Here is a 17,470-nt window from a genome sequence, read left to right on the forward strand (position 1 = left end):
CACAAAGGACCGACAGGACTTTCAAAGGAACCGCGTCCCAGTCACAATGTGACCGGAGACGGGGTATTTTATAGTCTGGCGTTGACTTTTGGCACGCTGTTGAGTTCTCAAGGAACGGACGCTTCCTTTGTACTCACCCTCTCGGGCTTTCCTCCGGGCGCTTCCCTTCGGTATTTCGTGTTCCAACCTTACCAGATCCGTTTTCCCTGCCGTTTCCGGCTGGAATTTTGTTTCCGATCCCCGTCGGCGGGGTGTTCACTACTTTAGCGGTTTTCCCTGTCGGCTCCTAATCGAGCCGATCGGCGTCTTATTTCGAGACAACGAAATAAGACCCCTGTCAGGGGCGACCTCAGTAGTAGTGATTGTGCCTCTCGCCGGTTCGCGCACATGGCGCCGTCCGTCTCAAGCGGCTCGGGCTACGTTAGAGGTTCGGCGCTCCGGAGTCAAGCACCGTCCGTGCGGGCCTTCCTGCTCCGGTCGCGCGGCACATGGGCCCGGTACGGGCTGACCGTCGGGTCGCCGTCCGCCCAGAAGCGCCACGGGTGGGTCGCGCCCTCACCTCCTACCCCGGTACGCGGGCCGTTACGCACCCGGTCCGGGCGGACCGGGTGCCCGGTCAGGACGGAGAGCGGGGACTCCGGGCCGGCGCAGAGGTCCGTGCCGTTCAGGCTCCGGTCCACGTCCAGAGCCGTGGCCAGACGGGCCGGGCCCTGGGCCAGCTCGCGGTCCTTGCGTGCCTTGGGCCGCCGGGCGCGGGCGAGGTCCACTCCCTTCAGCACTTCCCCTGCCCTCAGGAGGACACCGCTCGCCGTACCCTCCGGGCCGCACACGAGGTTGAGGCTGAACCACATGCCGTAGATGAAGTAGACGTAGGCGTGACCCGGCGGCCCGAACATCGAGGCGTTCCGCTCGGTCCGACCCCGGTAGGCGTGTGATCCGGGGTCCGCCTGGCCCGCGTATGCCTCTACCTCCGTGATGCGGAGTTCGATCGGACCGTCCGGCGATGTGCGGACGAGGGTGCGGCCCAAGAGCTCCGGTGCGACCTCCAGGACGGGACGGTCGAAGAAGCCTCGGGCGAGTGGCATACGGTCAGGCGCGGCGATCATGCCAATCGAGCGTAACGCAGTGCTGCGGTACGGGCGCGGTACAGGAAGGGTCCGCAGGTGGGCCCGGGGAGGAAGAGGAAGCATGGGCTTCAAGAAGATGCTGGCGAGCCTGGGGGCCGGAGGCGCTTCCGTCGAGACGGTGCTGTTCGAGGAGAACGTCGTCCCGGGCAGCGTGGTGCAGGGCGAGGTCCGCATCCAGGGCGGGTCGGTCGCCCAGCAGATCCAGGGGGTGTCCGTCGGGCTCCAGGCGCGGGTGGAGGTCGAGGGCGGCGAGAACGAGTACAAGCAGGACGTCGAGTTCACGCGCGTACAGCTCGGTGGGGCGTTCGAGGTGCAGGCGGGTGCGGTGCACTCGGTGCCGTTCGGGCTGGAGATCCCGTGGGAGACGCCCATCACGACCTTCCTGGGGCGGCACCTCACCGGCATGAACATCGGCGTGACCACGGAGCTGGCGATCGCCCGGGCCGTGGACTCCGGTGACCTCGATCCGGTGAATGTGCATCCGCTGCCGGCCCAGCAGGCGATCCTCGATGCCTTCGGGCAGCTGGGCTTCGGCTTCAAGAGCGCCGACCTGGAGCGGGGGCGGATTCACGGGACGCGCCAGCGGCTGCCGTTCTACCAGGAGATCGAGTTCCGCGCCCCGTCGCAGTACCGCGGGCTGAACGAGGTCGAGCTGTCGTTCGTCGCGGACGACCGTGAGATGGACGTCGTGCTGGAGATGGACAAGAAGCCGGGGCTGTTCTCCGGGGGCAGTGACAGCTACCGCTCGTTCACGGTCGACCTGCACCACTACGCGCAGACCGACTGGGCCGCCTACCTCAACCAGTGGCTCGCGGAGGTCGGCGGCCGGCGCAACTGGCTCTGACGCGTCAGCCCAGCAGTACGGCCAGAGGTGTCTCGTCGTCGGCCCAGTGGCCGACGGCGTCACCGAAGACCGCCTCCGCCGTCCGGGCGTCGCGCGGGGCGGCCTTGCGGAAGGTGTCCCAGTGTTCGGCGAGCACCAGGTAGCCGCGCGCCTTGCCCTCCTCGCGCCACCACGAGAGGTCGGTGAGGCAATCGGCGAGGGCGTCCCAGTTGCGGCCGAACCACTCGGGGAATTCCAGGTCGGTCGCGCAGCGGTCGAGGAAGGCGGTCTTGCCCGTCACTCCGCCGAGGTGCAGCGTGGCCGCCCGCCAGTCGGCCTCGGCGGCGAGGGACATGACGCGGTCGGGGGTGTCGGCGGGGGGCAGGCGGTAGATCCCCGGCGGGGTCGTGCCGAGGAGGAGGCCGGTGAGTCCGGGTGCGGGGAGCTGGCCGGTCATGGGTGTACCACCGCTTCGAAGGTCTGGTAGTGGTCGCCGGTGTAGTAGCGCTCGGCGTGGTCGCCGGTGATGATGCGGCGGGCGCCGCGGTCGCGGGAGCCGGGGGTGGGGACGGTGTACTCGTGGTAGTAGCCGCGGGCCTGCTTCGGCAGCCGGTTCTCGTAGTTGCCGAAGACCGTGCCGTCCTTCGTGTACGGGAAGGGGCCGCCCTGCTCGATGAGTTCGAGGGTCTTGCGGGCCTCGGCCGGCAGGCGGTCGGGGGTGACCGTCTTCATGCCCTTCGCCCAGGAGGGGCGGGGCGTGGCGGTCGAGGTGGTTCTGCCGTCCTTGTGGCCGCCGGAGGAGCACGCGGGCAGGAGGAGCAGAGGGAGGGCGGCGACGAGGGCGGTCAGCGCGCGCAGGGTGCGGCCGGCCGGTCGTCGTCCGAATGGTCCAAGCTGTCGAAGCACGCTTCGTATGGTCTCAGTCCGGGCCGCCGCGGGCTGGTTAGGCTGGCGCTTTCACTGTTCCTCGCGTACAGGAGGCGCCGAAGTGCCCGAGCAGAAGCGACCGCCGCTCCCCCATGACTTTCACCCGCCGGTGCCCTCGTTCACGGTGGTGAGCGATGACCTGACGGACGGTGAGATGCTCCCGGACGGTCAGGTGCACGGCAAGGGCAACCTCTCGCCGCACCTGCGCTGGGAGGGCGCGCCGGCGGGGACGCGGAGTTACGCCGTGACGTGCTTCGACCCGGACGCGCCGACGGGCAGCGGCTTCTGGCACTGGGTGCTGTTCGACATCCCGGCGTCGGTGACGGAGCTGCCGGCCCGGGCGGGCAGCGGCGACATGAAGGGGCTGCCCGAGGGGGCGGTTCATGTGCGCAACGACTACGGCACGCGGGACTTCGGTGGTGCGGCGCCGCCGCCCGGGGACGGTCCGCACCGCTACGTGTTCACGGTGTACGCGGTCGACCAGGAGAAGCTGGGGCCGGACGCGGACGTCTCGCCGGCCGTGGTGGGCTTCAACCTGCGGTTTCACACCCTGGGGCGGGCTCGGCTGATCACCGAGTACGAGGTACCCGCAGGAGGCTGAGGCCCCCGCGCACGGGGAGCCGACCGGAAATTCCGTTGCGCCCCGCCGCCCAGGATCGCACAGTGGTGCGTGGCTGACGGCTCCGCATGGCCGTCGGGCAGTGGACACCGCAGTGGCGGGGGCGGCGGGGCGCGCGTGCGCGCCGGCCGTCTGCCGGAGGCCGGTGTTGGGCCGGCCGGCCACGTCCGCTGCCGTACGCTCCGGGCCCGCGTGTCGCCACGGGGGAAGGGCCCGGAGCGTTACCCCCGTTTCCCTTCCGTTCCCTTGCCGTCTCCCTGCCAACTCCCTTTTCACCTGCGGAAATTACGTTGTTCCGCGGCTTTGCCGGGGGCAGAGTTGAGCCACCTTGCCGCTGGGGCGGGGACGGGCCGGGAGGTGGACGGGATGCGGGAGACGTTGGTGCTCAATGCGAGCTTCGAGCCGCTGGCGACGGTGTCGCTGCGGCGGGCGGTGGTGCTCGTCCTGCAGGGCAAGGCCGTCGTCGAGCAGGCCAGACCCGGGCTGCGGGTGCGGGCGTCGGCGGTCGACGTACCGGTGCCGCAGGTGATCAGGCTCTGCCGGTACGTACGGGTGCCGTTCCGAAGACGGGCGCCCTGGTCGCGGCGGGGTGTGCTGGTGCGGGACCAACACCGGTGCGCGTACTGCGGGCGGCGGGCGACGACGGTGGACCACGTGGTGCCGCGTTCGCACGGGGGGCCGGACAGCTGGCTGAACACGGTCGCGGCGTGCGCGGAGGACAACCACCGCAAGGCGGACCGTACGCCCGAGCAGGCGGGGATGCGGCTGCTGAGCCCGCCGTTCGAGCCGACCCCGTCCGACGCGCTGGTGCTGGCGCTGGGGACGTACGGGCGTGAGCCGCTGCCGGAGTGGCTCACGCCGGCCGTGCCCGCCTCCGCCTGAGCCCCGGTGACCCCTCTCGCGAGGTGGCCACCGGGGTTTCGCGTCGGCCGGGCGGCGTCCGCGCTACTTGAGCAGCATCTGCGCGATGGCGACGACACCGACCACGACGATCACGCCGCGCAGTGCCGTGGGGGACAGCTTGCGGCCGACCTTGGCGCCGATCTGTCCGCCGAGGGTGGAGCCGACGGCGATGAGCAGGACGGCGAGCCAGTCGACGTCGGCGACGAAGACGAAGAAGAGCGCGGCGACGGCGTTGACGACGACCGCGAGGACGTTCTTGAGGGCGTTGACGCGCTGGAGGTCCTCGCGGAGCAGCAGGCCCATGAGGGAGAGGTAGAGGACTCCCTGGGCCGCGCCGAAGTAGCCGCCGTAGGCGCTGGCGAACAGCAGGCCGGCGAGGAGGCCGGGGCCGCCGTCGGTGGGGGTGTCGGTGGTGCCGTTGCGTTCGCGGCGGCGGGCGAGGGCCCGGGCGAGCCGGGGCTGGAGGATGACGAGGACCAGCGCGATGCCGATGAGGACCGGCACGATCGCGTCGAACGCCTTCGACGGGAGCGCGAGCAGCAGGACCGCGCCGAGGAGGCCGCCGATCAGTCCGACGATGCCGAAGCGGACGATGCGGCGGCGCTGGCCGCCCAGTTCGCGGCGGTAGCCGATGGCACCGCTGATGTTGCCGGTGACGAGGCCGAGGGTGTTGGAGACGTTGGCGGTGATCGGTGGAAGGCCGATCGCGAGCAGCACCGGGAAGGTGAAGAGGGTGCCGGAGCCGACGATGGTGTTGATGGTGCCCGCGCCGATGCCGGCGGCGAAGACCGCGAGTGCTTCCCAGATGGACAAGGCCATCTCCTTCATGGTCAGTGTGTCGCCTCCCCGCCATGAGAGGTCGAGGGGCCGCACTGATCATGCAGGAGAGGACCGGTGTCAGTCGATGGGCGGCTGCTCGCGCCGGGGCGTCTCCTTGGTGGGCTTCTGGGTGCTGCCGGGGCGCGGGGGGCCCATGGGTCCGAAGTTTCCGACCGCGCCGCTGAGGCCCTTGAGGGCGTCGCCGATCTCGCTGGGGACGATCCAGAGCTTGTTGGCGTCGCCTTCGGCGATCTTCGGCAGCATCTGGAGGTACTGGTAGGAGAGCAGCTTCTCATCGGGGTCGCCGGCGTGGATGGACTCGAAGACCGTGCGGATCGCCTGGGCCTCGCCTTCCGCGCGCAGGGCCGCGGCCTTGGCCTCGCCCTCGGCGCGGAGGATCGCGGACTGCTTCTCGCCCTCGGCGGTGAGGATCTGCGACTGGCGGATGCCCTCGGCGGTGAGGATGGCGGCGCGCTTGTCACGGTCGGCGCGCATCTGCTTCTCCATCGAGTCCTGGATGGAGGTCGGCGGCTCGATCGCCTTGAGCTCGACGCGGTTGACGCGGATGCCCCATTTACCGGTGGCCTCGTCCAGGACGCCGCGCAGGGCGGCGTTGATCTCCTCGCGGGAGGTGAGGGTCCGCTCCAGGTCCATGCCGCCGATGATGTTGCGCAGGGTGGTGACGGTGAGCTGCTCGATGGCCTGGATGAAGCTGGAGACCTCGTAGGTGGCGGCCCGGGCGTCGGTCACCTGGTAGTAGATGACGGTGTCGATGTTGACGACCAGGTTGTCCTGGGTGATCACCGGCTGCGGCGGGAAGGGCACGACCTGCTCGCGGAGGTCGATGCGGTTGCGGATGGAGTCGATGAACGGGACGACGATGTTCAGTCCGGCGTTCAGGGTGCGGGTGTAGCGGCCGAAGCGCTCGACGATGGCCGCGCTGGCCTGTGGGATGACCTGCACGGTCTTCATGAGGGCGATGAAGACCAGCACCACCAAGATGATCAGGACGATGATGATCGGTTCCATCGTGGCTCCCCGTGCCTGTTGTGGTTGATCGAGTTCCCGAGTCTTTCAGAACGCGGCACCGCCGTGCAGGTATTGGGCGGATATGACGCGCGCCCGCGGTGACGCCCGCTCACATGACCACGGCCGTGGCACCGTCGATCTCGATGACGTCCACCTGCTGGCCGGCCTCGAAGACCCGCTCGGTGTCGAGGGAGCGCGCCGACCACACCTCGCCGCCGAGCTTGATGCGGCCGCCCTGGCCGTCGACGCGTTCGAGCACGACGGCCTGCCGGCCCTTGAGCGCGTCCACTCCGCTGGCGAGCTCGGGGCGCTGGGAGCGGTGCCGGTTGGCGATGGGGCGTACGACGGCGATGAGGGCGACGGAGACGGCGGCGAACACGACGAACTGCGCCACCGCCCCGCCGCCGAGGGCGGAGGTGACGGCGGCGGCGACGGCTCCGGCCGCGAACATCCCGAACTCGGGCATCGCGGTGACGACCAGCGGGATACCCAGTCCGACGGCGGCGACGAGCCACCACACCCATGTGTCCACATGGTCATGGTAGGACGCGGTGGCCGCCCCGGGACAGAGCGCGACGAGGGTCCGGGTCAGGACAGGGGCAGGCCCTGGGCGGTCCAGCGGTCTCCGGCGCGCTCGACGATCAGGGGCAGACCGAAGCAGTGGGAGAGGTTGCGGGAGGTGAGTTCGAGCTCGACGGGGCCGGCCGCGAGGACCTTGCCCTGACGGATCATCAGCACGTGGGTGAAGCCCGGGGGAATCTCCTCGACGTGGTGGGTGACCATGATCATCGAAGGGGCCAGGGGGTCGCGGGCGAGCCGGCCGAGGCGGCGGACGAGGTCCTCGCGGCCACCGAGGTCGAGGCCGGCGGCGGGCTCGTCGAGGAGCAGCAGCTCGGGGTCGGTCATCATCGCGCGGGCGATGAGGGTGCGCTTGCGCTCGCCCTCGGAGAGGGTGCCGAACTTCCGGTCGAGGTACTCCGTCATGCCGAGCACATCGAGGAAGGCGCGGGCGCGCTGCTCGTCGACCTCCTCGTAGTTCTCCCGCCAAGTGGCCGTCATGCCGTACGCGGCGGTCAGCACCGTCTCCAGGACGGTCTGGCTGCGCGGCAGCTTGTCGGCGAGGGCGATGCCCGCGATGCCGATCCGCGGGCGCAGCTCGAAGACGTCGACAGCGCCGAGCTTCTCGCCCAGGACCTTGACCGAGCCCGTGGTCGGGAAGAGGTAGCTGGAGGCGACATTCAGGAGGGTGGTCTTGCCGGCGCCGTTGGGACCGAGGATGATCCAGCGCTCCCCCTCCTTGACCGACCAGGAGACCTGGTCCACCAGAGCCCGGCCCTCGCGGACCACGGATACGTCCACCAGTTCCAGCACTTCGCTCATGAGCGCGTTGTCTCCCATTGCAGTCTCGTCGTCGCTTGCGCCTGTAGGTGAAGCCCCCAGGGACAGCCCCAAGGGAAAAACTTACGCCACCGGCTGACGGTGCCGGTCTTTAGGCTGGGGCCATGCTCGATGAACACCGCTCAGGGCGGCTCACCGCATGGGGAAATGCCCTCATTGCCGGATTTGCCTCACCCGATGACGCCGCAGACCACATCAAGGGTGACGACGCCGTGCACCGCGTCACCGGCCTGCCCGGCGAGACCGGGCCGGTCGGCCTCACGCTGGCTCTCGGCAGGCTGCGCGCCCTGGGCGCGACCGGGCTGCGGCTCGCGCTGCCGGCGCCCGGCCATCCGCTGGGGCTGAGCGGGCCGCCGGAGTTCAACGCCCGGGCGCTGGAGGCCGAGGAGGCCGTCATCGCCACCGGTGCCGCGCTGGGGCTCGTGCCGGAGATCCGCGAAGCCGGGCCCGAGGGCGATGTGCACGTGGAGGTGGTGTGGCACTGCGTGGCCGTGCGGGACGCGCCGCCGGCGGACGTGCCCTCGCTCGGGGAGGCCGAGCGGGAGCTCGCCGAGGCGCTGCGCGAGGCGACCGAGGTGCTCACCCGGCTGGACGTGGCCGGCTCCGGCCCCGTGGCGCAGGCGGCGCTGGAGGCGTACCGCGCGCGGGCCGAGGCCGGACGCGAGGTGCTCGCCCCCGGCTATCCGCCTCGGGCGGTGCGGGTGCTGGAGCTGGCGCAGCGGGTGGGCGCGCTGATCGCGATCGCGTACGAGCCGGGGGACGGCGCGGGCCGGGAGCACGGCGGCGCGGTGAGCGCGTCGGAGATGGCGGCGCGGGCCCATGCCCTGCGACCCGTGGAGCGAACGGCCCGGCGGGCGCAGGTGGCCGCGTACAACGCCATGGTGGAGGAGCGCGAGCGCGGGCAGCGCTGAGTCCGGGCGGACACAGCGGTGGGAAGGCCCCGCGGATCTCGTCCGCGGGGCCTTCCCACCGCTGTGCGCCGAGCGTCAGCTGTTGACGCAGGTGTTGCCGAAGGTCGGGTTGAGGAGCCCGACGATGTCGATGGTGTTGCCGCAGAGGTTGATGGGCACATGGATCGGCACCTGGATCACATTGCCGGAGACGATGCCGGGCGAACCCACGGCGGCACCGTGGGCGCCGTCAGCCATCGCGGCACCGGCGGAGGCGCCGGTGACCATGCCGGCCGCAGCCATGACGAAGACGGCCTTCTTGGCTTTGTTCATGAGGGTCTTCCTTCTGCTGATGTTCTGGGCGACCCCAGCCGCGGGATCACGCACTGATGAACGCCAGCGCACCGCCGATGGCACGGCCATCGGCGGTGTTTGCCCTCGTTCGAGCGACGGAACGCCCTCGTCCACCCGGTCACGTGGCGTCGTGACCGGGTGGACGGACAGGAAGCGCCGGTCCTACTCGTTGACGCAGGTGTTGCCGTGGGTCGGGTTGAGTGAGCCGACGATGGTGACGGTGTTGCCGCACAGGTTCACCGGCACCTTGACGGGCACCTGGACGATGTTGCCGGAGGCGACACCGGGGGAGTTCTTCGCGGTGGCGTCCGCCTGACCGTGGGCGGAGGCCGCACCGGCGCCCGCGAGGGCGAGACCACCGACGGCCATCGTGACGGCAGCGACCTTCTTCATGTTCTTCACTCTTCTTTTTGCCTTCCTGGAGTTGCCACGGCCAGCCGCCGCGTACGCCATGGAAAACGGATCACGCACGGTCAGGTTGCGGGCTCAGGTCGACCATCACACGTCCGTATGAATCTCAGATCTGAAGACGACATTCCGGTATGACCGCGATCATGCTCCGATCCCATGTCGCACGGCCCACAGCGCCGCCTGGGTGCGGTCGGCGAGGTCCAGCTTCATCAGGATGTTCGAGACGTGGGTCTTGACAGTCTTCTCGGACAGCACGAGCGCGCGGGCGATCTCCCGGTTGGACCGGCCGTCCGCTATCAGTGCCAGCACCTCGCGCTCCCGCTCGGTGAGGGCGTTGCCCCGCCCCTGGCCGCCTCCGGCCTCGTCCTGGGACAGCAGGGCGCCGGCCACCTCGGGCTGGAGCAGGACGTGCCCGGCGTGCACGGACCTGATCGCGCCGGCCAGGGCATCCGGGTCGACGTCCTTGTAGACGTACCCCGCCGCACCGGCGCGCAATGCCGGGATGACGGTGCGCTGCTCGGTGAAGCTGGTGACGACCAGCACCCGGGCGGGGTTCTCCAGCTCCCTGAGCCGGCGCAGCGCCTCGATGCCGTCGGTGCCCGGCATCTTGACGTCCATCAGGACGACGTCCGGGCGCAGCTCCTCGGCGCGCTCGACGCCCTCGGCACCGTCCGCGGCCTCCCCCACGACCTCGATGTCGTCCTGGACCTCCAGGAAGGTGCGCAGGCCCCTGCGGACCACCTGGTGGTCGTCCACCAGCACGACGCGGATCGGCCGCCCGCCCCCCGCGGCCGGCCTGCGCGCCCCCGCCGCGTTCTTGCTCGTGTCCTCAGCCACCGGGCACCTCCATCTCGATCTCGGTGCCCTTCCCGGGCGCCGAGGCAACGGCCAGACCGCCGCCGACGCCGCCGGCCCGGTCGCGCATGGACACCAGCCCCAGGTGCCGGCCCGCCCGGCGGACGGCGGTGGGCTCGAAGCCGCATCCGTCGTCGGTGACGCGCAGGACCGCGCCCTGGCCCCGGCGGACCAGGGTGACGTCCACGCGCTCGGCGCCGGAGTGGCGCAGGGCGTTGTGCAGGGCCTCCTGGGCGACGCGCAGCAGCGCCTCCTCCTGGGCGGCCGGGAGCGCCCGTACGCCCCGGGAGGCGAAGGTGACCCGGGCGGCGTGCGCCCGGTCCAGAACGTGGATCTGGGTGCGCAGCGTGGCGACGAGGCCGTCCTCGTCGAGGCCGGCGGGGCGCAGCTCGACGACGGCGGCGCGCAGCTCGTCGGACGCCTCGGCGGCGAGGCGTGCCACCTCCTGCAGCTCGTCCTTGGCGCGGGCCGGGTCGCGGTCGACGAGGGCGGTGGCGGCCTGGGCGGTCAGGCGCAGGGAGAAGAGCTTCTGGGCCACGGCGTCGTGCAGCTCGTGGGCGAGGCGGGCCCGCTCCCCGGCGATGGTGAGCTCGCGGCTGCGCTCGTAGAGGCGGGCGTTGGTGAGGGCTATGGCGGCGTGCTGGGCGAAGACGCGCAGGAGGTCCTCGTCCTCGGCGGTGAAGCCGCAGGCGGGCGCCGTCCCGACGGGGCAGGCGGGGGCGCCTTCCGGCGCTTCCTCCCTTTTGCCGTCCTTGTTCTTATGCGTCCTCTTATTGGCGAGGAACAGGGCCCCCAGGATCTCGTCGCCGTCGGCGACCGGCATCCCGATGAAGTCGGTCATGGAGGGGTGCGCCGCGGGATAGCCGCCGAAGCGGGGGTCCTCCCGGACGTCGGCGAGGCGCTGCGGGGTGGCGTCCTGGAGCATCGCGGCGAGGATGCCGTGCTGGCGGGGCAGCGGGCCGATGGCCTTCCACTGCTCCTCACTGACTCCGTCGACGACGAACTGGGCGAAGCCGCCGTGATCGTCCGGGACGCCGAGCGCCGCGTACTCGGCGTTCAGCAGGTCCCGGGCCGAGACGACGATCGTCTTGAGGACGTCGCGCACCTGCAGATGGCGGCTCATGGCGAGGAGCGCGGTGCTCACGGCGGTCAGGCCGGAGCGCGGGCCGTCGGGTGGTGCGGTCATGACGTCACGGTACCGAGGCCGCCGCGCGGGCGTATCGGACCGGCGGCGGCAGGTGCTTAGGCCCTGCGGCCTAGGTCGTACGGCCCGGCGGGCCCCCGGAGCCGCTCGCGAGTTCCGGGATCCGGCCCCCATGGCGGCCGGGCCGGGACCAGACTCGGAGCATGTCTATACCAACGACTCAGTGGACACCGACCCACGGCGATCCCTACCGGCCGGTTCCCTACCGTCCCGAGCGGATGCCCGCCGCCGAGTCCCTCGCCCGCGCCGCCGAACTGCGGGAGCGGATGGACCGGCGGCGGACCGTGCGGCAGTTCTCCACCGACCCGGTGCCCGAGCAAGTGGTGAGGGACGCGGTCGCGTGCGCGGCCACGGCACCGTCCGGCGCGCACCAGCAGCCGTGGACGTTCGTGCTGGTGCGGGACGCCGAGGTGCGGCGGCGGATCCGGCGGGCGGCCGAGGAGGAGGAGCGCGTCTCCTACGAGGGACGGCTGGGCGAGGAGTGGCTGGCGGCGCTGCGGCCGCTGGGCACGGACGAGGTCAAGCCGCACCTGACGGACGCCCCGGCGCTGATCGTGGTCTTCCAGCAGCGGTACTGGCTGGGCGAGGGCGGCGAGAAGCGCAAGCACTACTACGTGGACGAGTCGGTCGGCATCGCGGTGGGGATGCTGCTGTCCGCCCTGCACCTGTCCGGGCTGGCGGCGCTGGTGCACACGCCGAGCCCTATGCGGTTCCTGTCCGAGGCGCTCGGGCGGCCGGCGAACGAGAAGGCGTTCGCGGTGATCCCGGTGGGGTATCCGGCGGCGGACTGCCAGGTGCCGGACCTGGTGCGCAAGAGCCTGGACCAGGTGCTGACCGAGGTCTGAGCAAACGATCACACACGCAAAGCGCAGAGGCGCTCACACCGGGTGAACAGGAGTACCGCCCGGTGTGAGCCCCAGCATAGGACCCAGGTCACCTACGATCGCGCCTAGTGGACGCATAAGCAGGTCGTAAACGGGTAGCCGGGCCGATTCCGCCCCGTTTCCGGGGCCCGTCGCGGGCCCCGCCGCAACGAAGCGCGGTAGTACGTCACACCTTTGCCAGGCTTTTCGCAGCCGCTAACAATTGCCGAGTCGCAGGGCGCCGTCGATCGAGACGCGGCGCTTTTTGTACGCGCCGATCCGGCCACTGCGGTTCAAGCGATTGGAAGAGGTCCAGCTCAGCATGCGCTCCCCGATCTCCGGCTATAACCGTCTGACCAAGGTCCACAAGTTCTCCGCCGCCGGCATCGCCGCGGCGGGCGTCGCCGCCCTGGCGTTCGCCGTCGTCCCCGGCGGCTCGGCCGATGCCGGGACGCAGTCCATCGCGGTCAAGCCGGTCGCGTGGACCAGCACCTCCCTGGGCGTCCAGGAGCAGCAGGACCAGCTCGGCAAGCAGTCGGACAACGCCGCGAAGCTGGCGAAGCGCGACGCCGAGGCCAAGAAGAAGGCCGACGCCGAGGCGAAGGCCAAGGCCGACAAGGAGCGCGCCGAGAAGCAGGCCGCGAGCCGTTCCGAGGAGCGCAAGCCGGTCCAGGCCGCTCCGGCGCCGGCGCCGGCCCCGAAGACCTACGCGAACAACCTGGACGGTTGGATCCGCGAGGCCATGGACATCATGAAGGCCAAGGGCATCCCCGGCTCGTACGACGGCATCAAGCGCAACATCATGCGCGAGTCGACCGGTAACCCCAACGCCATCAACAACTGGGACTCCAACGCCGCCGCCGGCATCCCCTCCAAGGGTCTGCTCCAGGTGATCGACCCGACCTTCAAGGCGTACCACGTCGAAGGCACCTCCTGGAACATCTACGACCCGGTCGCCAACATCACCGCCGCGTGCAACTACGCGTGGAAGGTCTACGGCTCGATGGACAACGTGAACTCCGCCTACTGAGCGAGCACGGACAGCGAAGCCGAAGGGCGGCACCCGATCCGGGTGCCGCCCTTCGGCGTGTGTACGGGCCGCGCTACTTGCGCATGACCTCCGGCTCGTGGCGGCGCAGCAGCCGGACCACGATGAAGCCGCAGACCACGCCGATGGCGAGCAGGACGCCCATGTCGAGGACGTACTGGCCCGCGGTGTGCTCCCACAGCGGGTCCTTGCCGGCGCCCGGCCACGGCATGAGCACATTGAGGTTGGCCGTGGTGCCGGCGGCGGCGATGGCCCAGCGGGACGGCATCAGCCAGGCGACCTGCTCCACACCGATCTTGTCGAAGATCTGGAAGAGCACGCCGGTGAACACGACCTGGACGATCGCGAACATCACCAGCAGCGGCATGGTCTTCTCGGCGGTCTTCACCAGCGCGGAGATGATCAGGCCGAACATCATCGAGGTGAAGCCCAGCGCCATGATCACCAGGGCCATCTCGACCGTGGGCAGGTTGGTGAGGACGACGCCTTCGTCGGGCAGCTTGTCGCCGCGGGCGCCGAAGCCGATCACGCTGATGAGCGCGCCCTGGAAGGCCGTGATGACGCCCAGGACGACGACCTTCGACATCAGGTACGCGGAGCGGGACAGGCCGGTCGCCCGCTCGCGTTCGTAGATCACCCGCTCCTTGATCAGCTCACGGACGGAGTTCGCCGCGCCCGCGAAGCAGGCGCCGACCGCGAGGATCAGCAGGATGGTGCCGGCGTCGCGGTTCTGGAAGGCGGACTTCGCCGGGCCGGGGCCGAGGCCCGAGTCGGCGGGGATGACCGTGCTCACCGCGCCGAGCACGGCGGGCAGGATCACCATCAGGGCGAGGAAGCCTCGGTCGGAGGCGATCACCGAGACATAGCGGCGGATCAGGGTCCACAGCTGGGAGCCCCAGCTCTGGGCCTTGGGCGGCTGGACCATCTGCGGCTGCACGTGGACGGACTGCGGGGCGACGGCGTCGATGTCGGCCGCGTACATCTGGTAGTGCTGCGAGCCGCGCCAGCGGCCGGACCAGTCGTAGTCGCGGTAGTTCTCGAAGGCCGAGAAGACGTCCGCCCAGGTCTCGTAGCCGAAGAAGTTCAGCGCCTCCTCGGGCGGGCCGAAGTAGGCGACCGAGCCGCCCGGCGCCATGACCAGCAGCTTGTCGCAGATGGCCAGCTCGGCGACGGAGTGGGTGACCACCAGGACCGTACGGCCGTCGTCGGCGAGGCCGCGCAGCAGCTGCATGACGTCGCGGTCCATGCCCGGGTCGAGGCCGGAGGTGGGCTCGTCCAGGAAGATCAGCGAAGGCTTGGTGAGCAGCTCCAGGGCGACGGAGACGCGCTTGCGCTGGCCGCCGGAGAGGGAGGTGACCTTCTTCTCCGCGTGGATGTCGAGCTTGAGCTCGGTGAGCACCTCGCCTATCCGGGCCTCGCGCTCGGAGGCCGCGGTGTCGCCGGGGAAGCGGAGCTTGGCCGCGTAGCGCAGCGCCTTACGGACGGTGAGTTCCTTGTGCAGGATGTCGTCCTGCGGGACCAGACCGATGCGCTGGCGCAGCTCGGCGAACTGCTTGTAGAGGTTGCGGTTGTCGTAGAGGACGTCGCCCTCGTTGGCGGGCCGGTAGCCGGTGAGCGCCTTGAGCAGGGTGGACTTGCCGGAGCCGGAGGGGCCGATGACCGCGATCAGCGACTTCTCGGGGACGCCGAAGGAGACGTCCTTGAGGATCTGCTTGCCGCCCTCGACCGTGACGGTGAGGTGGCGGGCGGAGAAGGAGACGTCGCCGGTGTCGACGAACTCCTCCAGCCGGTCGCCGACGAGGCGGAAGGTGGAGTGACCGACGCCGACGATGTCGTGGGGGCCGATGATCTGCTGGCGGACCGGCTGACCGTTGACATAGGTGCCGTTGTGGCTGCCGAGGTCGACGATCTCGAAGCGGCCGTCGCTGGTCGCCCGGAACTCCGCGTGGTGGCGGGAGACCTGGAGGTCGGAGACGACCAGCTCGTTCTCCAGGGCACGGCCGATGCGCATGACCCGGCCGACGGCCATCTGGTGGAAGCTGGTCGGGCTGCGGTCGCCGTAGACCGGCGGGGCGCCGCTCGGGGAGCCGTGGGAGGGGGCGCCGCCGGGCACCGGGGGCTGGTGCGCGGGGGCGGCGTGCTGCTGCGGGACGTATGCCTGCTGCTGGTGCGCCTGCTGTTGCTGCTGCCAGGCGTCGTGCGACTGCTGCTGGTGCTGCTGCTGGTACGGGGGCTGCTGCCAGCCGGCACCGGGCTGCTGGTGCTGCGGCGGCTGGTGCTGCCCCGGCGCCTGCGGCGTGGCCATCGCGGTCTGCGCGCTGTAGAGGTCCCCGCCGGGGGCGCCGGTCGCCGCGCCGGCGGCGAGCGTCAGGCGCGGGCCGTCCGTCGCGTTGCCCAGGTGCACGGCCGAGCCGGGGCCGATCTCCATCTGGTGGATCCGCTGACCCTGCACATAGGTGCCGTTGGTACTGCCGTGGTCCTCGATGACCCAACTGCGGCCGCCCCAGCGCACGGTGGCGTGCCGCCACGAGACGCGGGCGTCCTGCAGCACCATGTCACCCTGCGGGTCGCGCCCGAGGGTGTAGGACCTGGACGGATCGAGCGTCCAGGTCTGTCCATTCAATTCCAGTACGAGTTCCGGCACTCCATGCCCCACTACTTGTCCCCCGATGAGCCCCCTGCAGAGGGAGTCTAGGGATGGCGAACATCGGGAGGAACTATTTCAGGCACAGTCGCCGAACCGAAACCCGGGACTGACGCAACCCTGTAACAGGCGCCGTTGACGGAGGCGAAACACGCCCTGAGAGTGGTTACCGGTACGGATGCGTATGGATCATGCGCATCCGGGCGCCGGAGGTCGGGAACGGGGGCCGTGATGACCGTGGGTGACGACGGGCGAGGGGTTCGGACGGCGCGCGGCGCACCGGGCCGGCTGCGCCCCGCCGAGCTGCTGCTCAGTGCGATAGCGGCGGTGAGCTGGGCTTTTCTCGCGATGGCCGGGGTCGCGGCGCTGGGATTGCATCTGCTCGGGGCGGACGCGGCGGGAGCGCTCGGCCCGATGACGGCGGCGGCGGTCGTTCTCGCGGTCGGCGGTTCCGTCACTCCTTCGGGTGCCGTGGAGACCTTCGGTATCCAGGGCGCCGCGGCGCGCAGCGCCATCGAGATCGCGCCACTGGGGGTGAGCCTGGTCGGGGCGCTGCTGCTGGGGGTCATCTTCGCGCGGTCGCTGCGGGCGGCCGGCGCGACGATGCGCGCGCCGGAGCTCGCGGCGCGGGCGGGCTCGGTGGCCGTGCTGTTCCTGTTGCTCCTGGGCGGGCTGGCCTGGGCGGGCGAGGACACGGTGACGATCGACGGGAAGAGCCTCGGCCTCGGCGGGGACGCGGGCGGTGGCGGCGGGCCTCATCTGGAGATCCCCGGCATCGGTGACATCGGGAGCATCGGCGGCGGCCTGGCCGACCGGCTCGGCGGGCTGGCCGACGCCAAGGCCGCCGTCGGATTCTCCGTGGACACCGGGCGTTCACTGGCGGGCGCCGCCGTGTGGGTGCTCGGGGTCCTGGCGGTCACGCTGCTGGCCGCCCGCCGGGCGCCGCTCCCGCGCGGCTGGGAGGTGGTGCACCGGCGTGTGCGCCCGGCGGTGTCGGCGCTGTGCGCGGTGCTGGTCCTCGCCGTCGGCGCGGGCGTCGCGGCGGCGGCGTACGCGGCGGTGGGCGACGGCCATCCGAAGCGGGTGCTGGGGGCGGCGCTGCTCGGCGCGCCGAACGGGGTGTGGCTCGCGCTGCCGCTGGGGCTTCTGGTCCCCTGGCACGGCACCGCCAAGGGGGCGCTCCTGGACGTGCTGCCCTCCCCGCTGGACCAGCTGCTGAGCGCCAAGGCGGACGAGCCGGTGACGCTCGCGCGGCTCGCCGGGCTCGACGGGCGGGTGTGGCTGCTGGCTCTGGCGTGCGCGTTGATGCTGCTCGCCGCGGGGGTGCTCACGGCGGTACGTACGCCCCGGGGCGCACTGCGGCCCCTGGCGTTCGCCGGGCGGTGCGCGCTGGGCCTCGGGGCGGCGACGGCCGTGGCCCTGCCGCTGCTGGTGCTGCTGACCCGCGTCACGGCCGACGCCGGGCTGTCCGTGCTCGGCTTCGACGCGTTCGGGGCGGGGCTGGAGCTGCGGGGCGACGCCCCGGTGGCCCTGGCGCTGGGCGCGGTGTGGGGCGC

19 protein-coding genes are annotated in these 17,470 nt (G+C 71.0%); 7 read left to right on the forward strand and 12 right to left on the reverse strand.

Annotation, left to right across the window (positions count from 1 at the left end):
• Positions 1-443: 443 nt before the first annotated feature.
• On the reverse strand, positions 444-1,106 hold the full coding sequence (locus J7E86_RS16545) for a DNA-3-methyladenine glycosylase (protein WP_215082451.1): 663 nt from the start codon (positions 1,104-1,106) through the stop codon (positions 444-446).
• Between the two features lie 82 nt (positions 1,107-1,188).
• On the opposite strand from J7E86_RS16545, the gene J7E86_RS16550 reads away from it, so the two are divergent.
• Positions 1,189-1,971 (forward strand): sporulation protein, encoded by a 783-nt coding sequence (locus J7E86_RS16550; protein WP_215082452.1) that lies wholly within the window; start codon positions 1,189-1,191, stop codon positions 1,969-1,971.
• Between the two features lie 4 nt (positions 1,972-1,975).
• Here the strand turns inward: J7E86_RS16550 and J7E86_RS16555 are convergent, their stop codons facing one another.
• Together J7E86_RS16555 and J7E86_RS16560 are read right to left on the reverse strand one after the other, a co-directional pair.
• Positions 1,976-2,407, reverse strand: a complete 432-nt coding sequence (locus J7E86_RS16555; protein ID WP_215082453.1) for a barstar family protein — start codon at positions 2,405-2,407, stop codon at positions 1,976-1,978.
• Positions 2,404-2,856 (reverse strand): ribonuclease domain-containing protein, encoded by a 453-nt coding sequence (locus J7E86_RS16560; RefSeq protein ID WP_308312616.1) that lies wholly within the window; start codon positions 2,854-2,856, stop codon positions 2,404-2,406. The genes J7E86_RS16555 and J7E86_RS16560 overlap by 4 nt, the downstream gene beginning before the upstream one ends.
• Before the next feature lie 82 nt (positions 2,857-2,938).
• Here J7E86_RS16560 and J7E86_RS16565 point away from each other — a divergent pair, with 82 nt between their 5' ends.
• Positions 2,939-3,478, forward strand: a complete 540-nt coding sequence (locus tag J7E86_RS16565; protein ID WP_215082454.1) for a YbhB/YbcL family Raf kinase inhibitor-like protein — start codon at positions 2,939-2,941, stop codon at positions 3,476-3,478.
• Positions 3,479-3,862: 384 nt separating this feature from the next.
• Positions 3,863-4,378 carry an HNH endonuclease gene (locus J7E86_RS16570; RefSeq protein ID WP_215082455.1) on the forward strand — a complete coding sequence of 172 codons (516 nt, stop codon included), beginning with the start codon at positions 3,863-3,865 and terminating at the stop codon, positions 4,376-4,378.
• Positions 4,379-4,441: 63 nt separating this feature from the next.
• Here the strand turns inward: J7E86_RS16570 and J7E86_RS16575 are convergent, their stop codons facing one another.
• From J7E86_RS16575 to J7E86_RS16590, 4 genes are all read right to left on the reverse strand, one after another.
• Positions 4,442-5,218: a sulfite exporter TauE/SafE family protein gene (locus tag J7E86_RS16575; RefSeq protein WP_215082456.1), complete on the reverse strand. Its 777-nt coding sequence runs from the start codon at positions 5,216-5,218 to the stop codon at positions 4,442-4,444.
• Positions 5,219-5,296: 78 nt separating this feature from the next.
• Complete coding sequence (locus tag J7E86_RS16580; RefSeq protein WP_215082457.1) at positions 5,297-6,247, reverse strand: SPFH domain-containing protein; 951 nt, start codon at positions 6,245-6,247, stop codon at positions 5,297-5,299.
• A gap of 109 nt (positions 6,248-6,356) precedes the next feature.
• A complete protein-coding gene (locus tag J7E86_RS16585) occupies positions 6,357-6,779 on the reverse strand; it encodes an NfeD family protein (RefSeq protein WP_308312617.1) in 423 nt (140 codons plus the stop codon).
• 56 nt (positions 6,780-6,835) lie between these two features.
• The gene (locus J7E86_RS16590; protein WP_215082458.1) at positions 6,836-7,645 is read right to left on the reverse strand and encodes an ABC transporter ATP-binding protein; all 810 of its coding nucleotides are present in this window, start codon (positions 7,643-7,645) and stop codon (positions 6,836-6,838) included.
• Between the two features lie 104 nt (positions 7,646-7,749).
• Here J7E86_RS16590 and J7E86_RS16595 point away from each other — a divergent pair, with 104 nt between their 5' ends.
• A complete protein-coding gene (locus tag J7E86_RS16595; RefSeq protein WP_215082459.1) occupies positions 7,750-8,556 on the forward strand; it encodes a hypothetical protein in 807 nt (268 codons plus the stop codon).
• A gap of 75 nt (positions 8,557-8,631) precedes the next feature.
• On the opposite strand, the gene J7E86_RS16600 is transcribed toward J7E86_RS16595, so the two are convergent.
• The 4 genes from J7E86_RS16600 to J7E86_RS16615 form a co-directional block, all read right to left on the reverse strand.
• Positions 8,632-8,868 (reverse strand): chaplin, encoded by a 237-nt coding sequence (locus J7E86_RS16600; RefSeq protein ID WP_215082460.1) that lies wholly within the window; start codon positions 8,866-8,868, stop codon positions 8,632-8,634.
• A 183-nt stretch (positions 8,869-9,051) separates the two neighbouring features.
• Entirely contained in the window at positions 9,052-9,282 is a 231-nt protein-coding gene (locus J7E86_RS16605) for a chaplin (RefSeq protein ID WP_251019238.1), read from the reverse strand.
• A 159-nt stretch (positions 9,283-9,441) separates the two neighbouring features.
• On the reverse strand, positions 9,442-10,071 hold the full coding sequence (locus J7E86_RS16610; protein ID WP_215082469.1) for a response regulator transcription factor: 630 nt from the start codon (positions 10,069-10,071) through the stop codon (positions 9,442-9,444).
• 58 nt (positions 10,072-10,129) lie between these two features.
• Complete coding sequence (locus J7E86_RS16615) at positions 10,130-11,341, reverse strand: GAF domain-containing sensor histidine kinase (protein ID WP_215082462.1); 1,212 nt, start codon at positions 11,339-11,341, stop codon at positions 10,130-10,132.
• 161 nt (positions 11,342-11,502) lie between these two features.
• Between J7E86_RS16615 and J7E86_RS16620 the strand changes: the two genes are divergently transcribed.
• The gene (locus tag J7E86_RS16620) at positions 11,503-12,204 is read left to right on the forward strand and encodes a nitroreductase family protein (protein ID WP_215082463.1); all 702 of its coding nucleotides are present in this window, start codon (positions 11,503-11,505) and stop codon (positions 12,202-12,204) included.
• Between the two features lie 340 nt (positions 12,205-12,544).
• Positions 12,545-13,252 (forward strand): transglycosylase SLT domain-containing protein, encoded by a 708-nt coding sequence (locus J7E86_RS16625; RefSeq protein WP_215082464.1) that lies wholly within the window; start codon positions 12,545-12,547, stop codon positions 13,250-13,252.
• 73 nt (positions 13,253-13,325) lie between these two features.
• Here the strand turns inward: J7E86_RS16625 and J7E86_RS16630 are convergent, their stop codons facing one another.
• Positions 13,326-15,914, reverse strand: a complete 2,589-nt coding sequence (locus J7E86_RS16630) for an FHA domain-containing protein (protein WP_215082465.1) — start codon at positions 15,912-15,914, stop codon at positions 13,326-13,328.
• A gap of 231 nt (positions 15,915-16,145) precedes the next feature.
• Here J7E86_RS16630 and J7E86_RS16635 point away from each other — a divergent pair.
• A partial coding sequence (locus J7E86_RS16635; RefSeq protein WP_215082466.1) for a streptophobe family protein occupies positions 16,146-17,470 on the forward strand: 1,325 nt, incomplete at its 3' end.

The sequence above is a fragment of the Streptomyces sp. ISL-11 genome, from assembly GCF_018614525.1.
Classification (GTDB): Bacteria; Actinomycetota; Actinomycetes; order Streptomycetales; family Streptomycetaceae; genus Streptomyces.

Bases quoted from the DNA above. Each gene is read 5' to 3' on its own strand.
- J7E86_RS16545 (WP_215082451.1), bottom strand. From the start codon at position 1,106: ATGATCGCCGCGCCTGACCGTATGCCACTCGCCCGAGGCTTCTTCGAC.
- J7E86_RS16550 (WP_215082452.1), top strand. From the start codon at position 1,189: ATGGGCTTCAAGAAGATGCTGGCGAGCCTGGGGGCCGGAGGCGCTTCC.
- J7E86_RS16555 (WP_215082453.1), bottom strand. From the start codon at position 2,407: ATGACCGGCCAGCTCCCCGCACCCGGACTCACCGGCCTCCTCCTCGGC.
- J7E86_RS16570 (WP_215082455.1), top strand. From the start codon at position 3,863: ATGCGGGAGACGTTGGTGCTCAATGCGAGCTTCGAGCCGCTGGCGACG.
- J7E86_RS16575 (WP_215082456.1), bottom strand. From the start codon at position 5,218: ATGGCCTTGTCCATCTGGGAAGCACTCGCGGTCTTCGCCGCCGGCATC.
- J7E86_RS16580 (WP_215082457.1), bottom strand. From the start codon at position 6,247: ATGGAACCGATCATCATCGTCCTGATCATCTTGGTGGTGCTGGTCTTC.
- J7E86_RS16590 (WP_215082458.1), bottom strand. From the start codon at position 7,645: ATGGGAGACAACGCGCTCATGAGCGAAGTGCTGGAACTGGTGGACGTA.
- J7E86_RS16595 (WP_215082459.1), top strand. From the start codon at position 7,750: ATGCTCGATGAACACCGCTCAGGGCGGCTCACCGCATGGGGAAATGCC.
- J7E86_RS16600 (WP_215082460.1), bottom strand. From the start codon at position 8,868: ATGAACAAAGCCAAGAAGGCCGTCTTCGTCATGGCTGCGGCCGGCATG.
- J7E86_RS16605 (WP_251019238.1), bottom strand. From the start codon at position 9,282: ATGAAGAAGGTCGCTGCCGTCACGATGGCCGTCGGTGGTCTCGCCCTC.
- J7E86_RS16615 (WP_215082462.1), bottom strand. From the start codon at position 11,341: ATGACCGCACCACCCGACGGCCCGCGCTCCGGCCTGACCGCCGTGAGC.
- J7E86_RS16620 (WP_215082463.1), top strand. From the start codon at position 11,503: ATGTCTATACCAACGACTCAGTGGACACCGACCCACGGCGATCCCTAC.
- J7E86_RS16625 (WP_215082464.1), top strand. From the start codon at position 12,545: ATGCGCTCCCCGATCTCCGGCTATAACCGTCTGACCAAGGTCCACAAG.